This window comes from Achromobacter sp. (assembly GCF_049647645.1).
Taxonomy (GTDB): Bacteria; Pseudomonadota; Gammaproteobacteria; order Burkholderiales; family Burkholderiaceae_B; genus Achromobacter.
Window position 1 is genome coordinate 1 of sequence record NZ_JBARYB010000215.1, and the last position, 7,872, is coordinate 7,872.

A 7,872-nucleotide genomic window follows, 5' to 3' on the forward strand; every position below is an offset into this window, starting at 1 on the left:
CCTCCCGGTCCCAGGCCGCCAGGGCCCGCGCCACCGGCGCCACGCGCTCGCGCTCGGCGGCGGAAATGCCGGTCAGCAAGGGCAGCATCGGCCCCATGTCCGCCACGCCCGACAGGGTCACGGCATCGTGCAGCACGCGGATGGGGCTGATGCTGTCGCGGCAGTCTTCCAGGCCCAGGTAGTGCTGGCGCACGGCTTCGGCTTCGTCGTAACGGCCATCGCGCAGCAGATGCAACAGGCGCATCGAACCGCGCGGCGCCACGCAGACCGAGCCCGAGGTAAAGCTCTTCAGACCGAAATCGCGGTAGTGCACGATGGCCGGGCGCTCGCCGATGCCGCTGACGATCCAGCGCGCGTCCACCGCCTGCAGCAGCGACGACAGGTAGGCGTCCCGGGACGGGTCGTCGCGCACCACGGCGTACTTGAACGCCACGATGCGGCCCTCTTCAATCAGGCGCGCGGCGCTTTCCGGCGCCAGGTAGCCGGACGACTTGATGTAGATCACCGCGGGCTTGCCCAGCGCGTCGGTGAAGCGGCGCACGCCCTCGGCCAATCCCGCGTCGGTGTAGGGAAAGGACATGGGCAGCAGCATGGCCGTGGGAAAGGCGCGCGTACGCAGGATCGCCGCCTGATCCATCATCTTGCCGTAGTCGGGCCCCACCGAGGGCAGGATCCAGGTGTCCGCGCCCGCCAGCCCGGCCAGCATGTCGACGATGCGCGCGTACTCGCCGACACCCACGTTATAGAAATTGGCATTGCCGCCATACATCACGTTGCGCACGCCGCCCGCTTCCAGATGGCCGAGCAAGGCCTTGTTGGCCGCCTCGTTCAGGGAAAGATCGTCGTGGCGCGCCAGCGGCGGCACGGCGATGACCGAACGCTGCAAATCCTGCGCGGTGACCGGGGAGGTTTTCATGGACGGGGGCTCCAGGCTGATCCAGCTATCGGGTGTAGGGGTTTGAAAAAGTATACTTGGTTGACAAGTACAAGTTCAATACATATATTTGTTTTACAAGTAGTCCGGCAGCAAAACGCAGGGCGCCGCGGGGCGTCATGCGGCTTCAAAGCCTCGGGCCATGCCAGGGGCGGAATACCCCCAGAAACGATGCGCGGCCACGCGCACACCGAGGAGACGAATTCCATGCATGCAGCCCCTGCGCGAGGCCGGACCGTCCTGTCCGCCTTGTATTCCGCCACCCTGGCGGCCGCCGCCTTGCTGTCGCCGGCCGCCCCGGCTCTGGCCGACTACCCCGAGCGCGACGTCAAGATCATCGTGCCCTTCCCGGCCGGCGGCACCACCGACATCGCGGCGCGCATCGTCGCGGCCGAGCTGGGCAAGACCTGGAACAAGGCCGTGGTGGTGGACAACAAGGCGGGCGCCGGCGGCAACGTCGGCACGGCCGAAGCCGCGCGCGCCGCGCCAGACGGCTACACCCTGCTGATGGGCACCGTCAGCACCCATGCCATCAACCAGTCCGTCTATGCCAAGCTGCCCTATGACCCGGTGAAGGACTTCGTGCCGGTCACGCTGGTGATCCCGGTGCCCAACATCCTGGAGCTCAACCCCGGCTTCGCCGACAAGCACGGCATCCGCACGGTGGCGGACCTGATCAAGTACCTCAAGGCCAATCCGGGCAGCGTCAACATGGCGTCCACCGGCAACGGCACTTCCACCCATCTGTCGGGAGAGCTGTTCCAGAACATGACCGGCACGCGCATGACCCACGTGCCCTACAAAGGCAGCAGTCCGGCGTTGACCGACGTGATGGCCGGTTCCGCCGACCTGATCTTCGACAACCTGCCGTCCTCCATGGGCTTCCTCAAGAGCGCCAAGCTGCGCCCGCTAGCCGTCACCACCGCCCAGCGTTCGCCCGCCCTGCCCGACGTGCCCACCATGGCGGAAGCCGGTGTGCAGGGTTATGAGGCGTCCAGCTGGTTCGGGCTGCTGGCGCCCGCAGGCACGCCGCAGGCGGTGGTCGACAAGATCCAGCGCGACGTGGCCGCCGCCCTGAAGCTGGATTCCGTGCGCGCGCAGCTGCAGGCGCAGGGCGCCACGCCGTCCGGCAACACCCCGGCCCAGTTCAAACAGTTCATGGCGCAGGAATCCGTCAAGTGGGCGGAGGTCGTGAAGAAATCCGGCGCCAAGGTCGACTGACCCCAAGCCGATCCGGGCCCGTCCGCAACGCGTGGGCGGCGGGCTCTTCATCAGCACGCGAACCAGGAGACACCATGAACAAACTGATGAGCGCCGCGGCCATGGCAGCCGCCGTCGCCGCAGGCGCCGTGCTGCTCGGGACGTCCGCAGCGCAGGCCGCCGGCTATCCCGACAAACCCGTCACGATGATCGTGCCCTTCGTGCCGGGCGGCTCCTCCGACATCACCGCGCGCTCGGTCACGCCGGGGCTGACGAAAATCCTGGGACAGACCTTCGTGGTCGAAAACAAGCCCGGCGCCAACAGCGCCATCGGCGCGCAGGCGCTGGCCCGGTCCACGCCCGACGGCTACACCATGATGGTCGGCTCCATCGGCACCTTCGCCATCAACGAGGCGCTGTACAAGAACCTGTCGTACAACCCCAGCAAGGATTTCGAATACCTGACCCAGGCGGTGCGCAATCCCAACGTGCTGGTGGCCGCTCCAACCTTCCCGGCCGGCAGCGTCGCCGAACTGATCGAGTATGCGAAGAAGAATCCGGGCAAGGTGTCCTATGCCTCCTCGGGCACGGGCTCGTCGGACCACCTGTCCGCCGTGCTGTTCCGCCAGCGCACCCAGAGCACGGGCGTGGACGTGCCCTACCGCGGCGGCGGCGCGGCCATCGCCGACCTGATCGGCGGGCAGGTCAACGTGTCGTTCCAGAACCTGGGCGCGGTCCAGAACCACATCAAGGCCGGCAAGCTCAAGGCGCTGGCCATCACGGGCGACGCGCGCGCCGCCGACCTGCCGGACGTGCCCACGCTGGCCGAAGCCGGCATCAAGGACATGGTGGTGTATTCCTGGCAAGGCTTTGCCGTGCCCAAGGGCACGCCTGCCGCCGTCGTCCAGCAATTGTCCAAGGCCTTGCAGACCGCGTTGCGCGATCCCCAGACCGAGAAGACCTTGCAGGGCCTGGGCTTCGAGGTAGTAGCGAACACGCCGCAGCAGTTCACGGCATTCCAGCAGGCCGAGGTCAAGCGCTGGAAGGACGTCATCCAGAAAGCCAATATCCAGCTCGAGTGAGGCCGCGATCCGACTGCGGGGCGCCCCTGGCGGGCACCCCGTCAGCCTGGATCAAGGCCGGATCAAGTAGCATCAACGTTTTGCCACCCACCTGTACGACAACATGACCACCAAGCATCGCATCATCCAGGTCGGCTCGCTGGCCGGTTCCCCCTACGCCAACAAGACGCTGGCGGACCGCTACGACGTAGTCGAACTATGGAAGTACCCGGACCGCAAGGCGGCGCTGGCCGAGCACGGCAAGGGCGTCACCGCCGTCGTCACGTCCGCCACTTATGGCGCCAATGCCGAACTCATCAACGCCCTGCCCGACCTGAAGGCCATCTGCAGCTGGGGCGTGGGCTACGAGACCATCGACGTCCAGGCCGCCAAGCAGCGCGGCGTGCAGGTCAGCAACACCCCCGACGTGCTGACCGACTGCGTCGCCGATCTGGCCTGGGGCCTGCTGATCGCGGGCGCGCGCCACATGGGCCAGGGCGAACGCTTCGTGCGCGCAGGCCAATGGGGCCAGGTGCATGGCGGCATTCCGCTGGGCCTGCGGGTCAGCGGCAAGAAGCTGGGCATTATCGGCCTGGGCCGCATCGGCGAAGCCATCGCCCGCCGCGGCATGGGCTTCGACATGGATGTGCGCTACCACAACCGCCGCAAGCGCGATGACGTCGAATACGGCTACGAGGCCTCGCTCACCGATCTGGCCAAGTGGGCCGACTTCCTCATCGTGGCCACCGTCGGCGGCCCCAGCACGCGCCATCTGGTGAACCGCGAAGTGCTGGAAGCGCTGGGCCCCACGGGCATCATCGTCAACATCGCGCGCGGCCCCGTCATCGACGAGACCGCGCTGGTCGCCGCGCTGGAAGCCGGCAAGCTGGGCTGCGCCGCGCTCGACGTGTTCGAGCACGAACCCAAGGTGCCCGAAGCCCTGATCAAGAGCGACAAGGCGGTGCTGCTGCCGCACATCGGCAGCGCCACGCTGGAGACCCGCATGGCCATGGAAAACCTGATGCTGGAAAACCTGCAGGCGTTCTTCGAGACCGGCCGCGTGATCACGCCAGCGGAATAGGCCAGCCATCCGCGCGGCCCCGGGACCGCGGCGCGCCAATGAAAAAGCCTCTCGGCGCCCATACCGAGAGGCTTTCGACTTTCCAGCCCCCGCGGGAATCGGAAGTCGTTTACGCAAAGGAACTATCAGGCCGCAAGGCCCGCCGCGATTACTTCGTCGGCGTTGCGGCGCCGGAATGCTCCGTCTTCGCGGCCCCTCCCGACTTGCCCGCCGCCGGCTTGGCGGAGGTCTTGTCGGACTTGTGATGCTTGTGCTGCGCCTGGGTCTTGGTTTCACCCGTCTTGGACGTGGCATCGGCGCCCGCCGCAAACGCTGTAGGCGCGGCGGCAAGACCGAGGCACAAGGCCGAGGTGGATAGGAACGCAGCAATACGGGAGTGAGTCGTCATTTCATGAACTCCTGAATGTAAAAGGCCCGGAGGCCTTTTTTTCCGACACGGGACGGCAACATCGCCGCTAGGGCATACACCCTGACCCGTATCCGTTTGAACCCGGTCCATCAGGAAGGTTCAGCGCGGAACCACAAAATTTCGGTCGCTAACGCTTCGAAATATGGCGCTGACGGTTCAGCTTTCAAACGCCAGCAGCGCCACGGTCGCGAACAGCATCAGCGCGAAGCAGGCTCTCAGCTTGCGTTCAGGCAGCCGGTACGCAAGCTTCACGCCGACGGGCACGAACAGCAGGCTGCCTATCGCCAGCGGCGCGCCCACCAGCCAATCGGCCTGCCCTGCCCAGGAGTAGGTAATCAAGGCGATGAAGGAACCCGGTATCACCATGCTCAGCGCAAGCGCCTGCGCGGTGGTCTGCGGCAGCCGGAACACGGTGGTGATGATGGGCACGGCCAGCACCGCGCCGCCCACGCCGAAGAAGCCGCCCAGCGTGCCGCACAGCATGCCCAGCACGCTGGCGCGGCGCGGCGTGAAGACGGGCGCATCACCCTTGGCCACCGGCTTGCGCGCGGCGGCGGGGCGCGAAGCGCGCCAGGTCTGCCACACATAGAACAGCGCGATGAAGAACAGGAAGACCGCGAAGCTGCGGCGCAGGATGCTGGAGTCTATGCCCAGCGCCAGCTGTGCGCCGACCCAGGTGAACACCACGGCCCCGGCGGCGCCCGCCAGCGCCACGCGCTTGTCGATGCGGGTCTGTTGGTTGTACTTGCGCACCGCCATCATGATGGTGGGCAGGACCATGATGAGCGCAGTGCCTTGCGCCAGCTGCTGCGACATGCCCATCAACAGCACCAGCGCGGGAATCGCGATCAGGCCGCCGCCGATGCCCAGCACGCCGCCCATGAAACCGATCAGGCCGCCCGCGGCCAGGCACGCGGCGATAACTAACAGACTCACGTCTTGCTCCAACAGGCCCGGCCGGTTGCAGGCCGGGCCATCAATTTACGGATTACGGATGCCAATCTGCGCAGGCCGCCGGTTTCAGCCGGCGCCGGCGTCAGCGCAATTTGTCCAGCGCGGCGTCCAGCCGGTCCACCGCCCAGATCTCCAGCCCTTCGATGGGCTGGCGCGGCGCATTGGCCTTGGGGATCAGGGCGATCGAAAAGCCCAACTTGGCGGCTTCGCGCAGACGCTCCTGCCCGCGCGGCGCGGGCCGGATCTCGCCCGCCAGCCCGACTTCGCCGAAGGCGATCAGGCCGCGCGGCAGCGGCTTGTCGCGCAGCGAGGACATGATGGCCAGCAGCACCGGCAAGTCGGCCGCGGGTTCGGTGATGCGCACGCCGCCCACCGCGTTGACGAAGACGTCCTGGTCGAAGGTGGACACGCCGGCGTGCCGGTGCAGCACCGCCAGCAACATCGCCAGGCGGTTGCCCTCCAGCCCCACCGTCAACCGCCGCGGGTTGGGCGCGTGCGAACTGTCCACCAGCGCCTGGATCTCCACCAGCAGCGGACGCGTGCCTTCCTGCGTGGCCATGACGCAGGATCCCGCGACCTGCTGCTCGTGCTGCGACAGGAACAGCGCGGACGGATTGGCCACGCCGCGCAGCCCGCGGTCCGTCATGGCGAAGACGCCCAGTTCATTGACCGCGCCGAAGCGGTTCTTGAAGGCGCGCACCAGGCGGAACGAGGAATGCGTGTCGCCCTCGAAATACAGCACGGTGTCGACGATGTGCTCCAGCACCCGCGGCCCGGCCAGCGCGCCGTCCTTGGTGACGTGGCCGATCATGACGATGGCGATGCCCGTCTGCTTGGCCAGGCGCGTGAGCTGCGCCGCGCATTCGCGCACCTGCGAGACCGAACCGGGCGCCGCGCTCAGTTCGCCGCTGTACAGCGTCTGGATCGAGTCGATCACGGCCACCGTGGGCTTCTGCTCGGACACCGCGGCCTGGATCGACTCCAGCCGGATCTCGGCCAGCAGGTTGACGTTGCCGGTCTGCAGGCCCAGCCGGCGCGCGCGCAAGGCCACCTGCTCGGCGGATTCCTCGCCTGTGACATACAGCACATTGGTGACTTCGGACAGCGAGGCCAGCGCCTGCAGCAGCAAGGTGGACTTGCCTATGCCCGGATCGCCGCCGATCAGGACCACGGCGCCAGCCACCAGGCCGCCGCCCAGCACGCGGTCGAACTCTTCCAGTCCGGTTGGCTGGCGCGGCGTTTCGCGGGCTTCGATTTCAGACAAGCTGCGCACCGGGCTGGCGGCCGCCAGCGGCGCGTAGCGGTGGGAGGCAGCGGCCGGCGCCGACGACTCCACGGTTTCTTCCAGCGTGTTCCAGGCGTTGCAATGCGGGCATTTGCCCTGCCACTTCGGGGTGGTGCCGCCGCAATCGGAGCACACATATACGGTTCGGGATTTGGCCATGCGCGAAAGTGTACCGGCAAGCCAGGGCCGCGGCGCGCGCCCAGCGCGCGCTTTCGTCCCGACGCGCACCATGACGGTGCGACTATCTGTCATTCTGCTTTCAAAAACAGGGACGAGCTGAAGTTACATGATGCAAACTCAAGAAATTCTCTGGCGGATTTCTCCAGATCGCGCATAATCATCAAGTGCAGCGCATTGACGAACCGTCCGGCCCAGGGCGGCATACCTGCAACCGTACGCCCCAGGGCGCGGTAGCGGGAATCGCGGCGCAATCACCTGCGGCTTTCCCGGAAGCCGCCTAAACCGGAACAGGACCCGAGCCACGACGAGACCGCCGGACCACCGGCGCGGCGTGCGCAGAGGTCAGACGCGGATGCGCCTTGCCACCAGGCGCATGCGCGAGGAGTACGCGCATGAGCATTACCTACCGCCCCCCTTTCGACGAAGACGATGAACGGGATCTGCGCGCCTTGTATCGCAGGCACGACCCGGGCTCCAGTCCCGAATTGGACGCAGCGGTGCGCCGCAGCTGGCATCCCGGCCACAGTTGGCACCCCGCCTGGGGCGCCGCCGCTTGCGCCGCCATGGTCTTCGGCCTGTTCGCCTGGACTGAAATGCGCGAAGCCCAGGACTTTAGCGAGCAGAACACGCCGGTCATCGCTCCGCACGAAGTAGGGACAAGTTCAGAACGCGCGCCCGCCCTGCTGTCCACGCCGGCGGAAGCGCCCGCCGAACAGGCCGCGGCCGTCACCGAGCGCGTGGCCGCGCCGCAGCAGGAAACCGTGCCGC

The 7,872-nt window shown here is 67.2% G+C and carries 8 protein-coding genes and 1 pseudogene; 4 read left to right on the forward strand and 5 right to left on the reverse strand.

Annotated elements, in window-relative coordinates; all coding sequences use genetic code 11:
* The coding region (locus WBB14_RS25260) for a dihydrodipicolinate synthase family protein (RefSeq protein WP_424242197.1) at window positions 1–916 on the reverse strand (916 nt) is incomplete at its 3' end.
* Window positions 917–1,141: 225 nt separating this feature from the next.
* Between WBB14_RS25260 and WBB14_RS25265 the strand changes: the two genes are divergently transcribed.
* The 3 genes from WBB14_RS25265 (at window position 1,142) to WBB14_RS25275 (ending at window position 4,276) form a co-directional block, all read left to right on the forward strand.
* Window positions 1,142–2,155 carry a tripartite tricarboxylate transporter substrate binding protein gene (locus WBB14_RS25265; protein WP_424242198.1) on the forward strand — a complete coding sequence of 338 codons (1,014 nt, stop codon included), beginning with the start codon at window positions 1,142–1,144 and terminating at the stop codon, window positions 2,153–2,155.
* Window positions 2,156–2,229: 74 nt separating this feature from the next.
* Window positions 2,230–3,216: a Bug family tripartite tricarboxylate transporter substrate binding protein gene (locus WBB14_RS25270; protein ID WP_424242199.1), complete on the forward strand. Its 987-nt coding sequence runs from the start codon at window positions 2,230–2,232 to the stop codon at window positions 3,214–3,216.
* Window positions 3,217–3,319: 103 nt separating this feature from the next.
* The gene (locus WBB14_RS25275) at window positions 3,320–4,276 is read left to right on the forward strand and encodes a 2-hydroxyacid dehydrogenase (protein ID WP_424242200.1); all 957 of its coding nucleotides are present in this window, start codon (window positions 3,320–3,322) and stop codon (window positions 4,274–4,276) included.
* 148 nt (window positions 4,277–4,424) lie between these two features.
* Here the strand turns inward: WBB14_RS25275 and WBB14_RS25280 are convergent, their stop codons facing one another.
* From WBB14_RS25280 to WBB14_RS25295, 4 genes are all read right to left on the reverse strand, one after another.
* Window positions 4,425–4,664 (reverse strand): hypothetical protein, encoded by a 240-nt coding sequence (locus WBB14_RS25280; protein ID WP_424242201.1) that lies wholly within the window; start codon window positions 4,662–4,664, stop codon window positions 4,425–4,427.
* 177 nt (window positions 4,665–4,841) lie between these two features.
* Window positions 4,842–5,621 (reverse strand): sulfite exporter TauE/SafE family protein, encoded by a 780-nt coding sequence (locus WBB14_RS25285; protein ID WP_424242202.1) that lies wholly within the window; start codon window positions 5,619–5,621, stop codon window positions 4,842–4,844.
* A gap of 100 nt (window positions 5,622–5,721) precedes the next feature.
* On the reverse strand, window positions 5,722–7,083 hold the full coding sequence (gene radA / locus WBB14_RS25290; RefSeq protein ID WP_424242203.1) for a DNA repair protein RadA: 1,362 nt from the start codon (window positions 7,081–7,083) through the stop codon (window positions 5,722–5,724).
* Between the two features lie 89 nt (window positions 7,084–7,172).
* The gene (locus WBB14_RS25295) at window positions 7,173–7,355 is read right to left on the reverse strand and encodes a hypothetical protein (RefSeq protein WP_424242204.1); all 183 of its coding nucleotides are present in this window, start codon (window positions 7,353–7,355) and stop codon (window positions 7,173–7,175) included.
* 141 nt (window positions 7,356–7,496) lie between these two features.
* Between WBB14_RS25295 and WBB14_RS25300 the strand changes: the two are divergent.
* Window positions 7,497–7,872, forward strand: a pseudogene (locus WBB14_RS25300) (hypothetical protein); the annotation flags it as partial.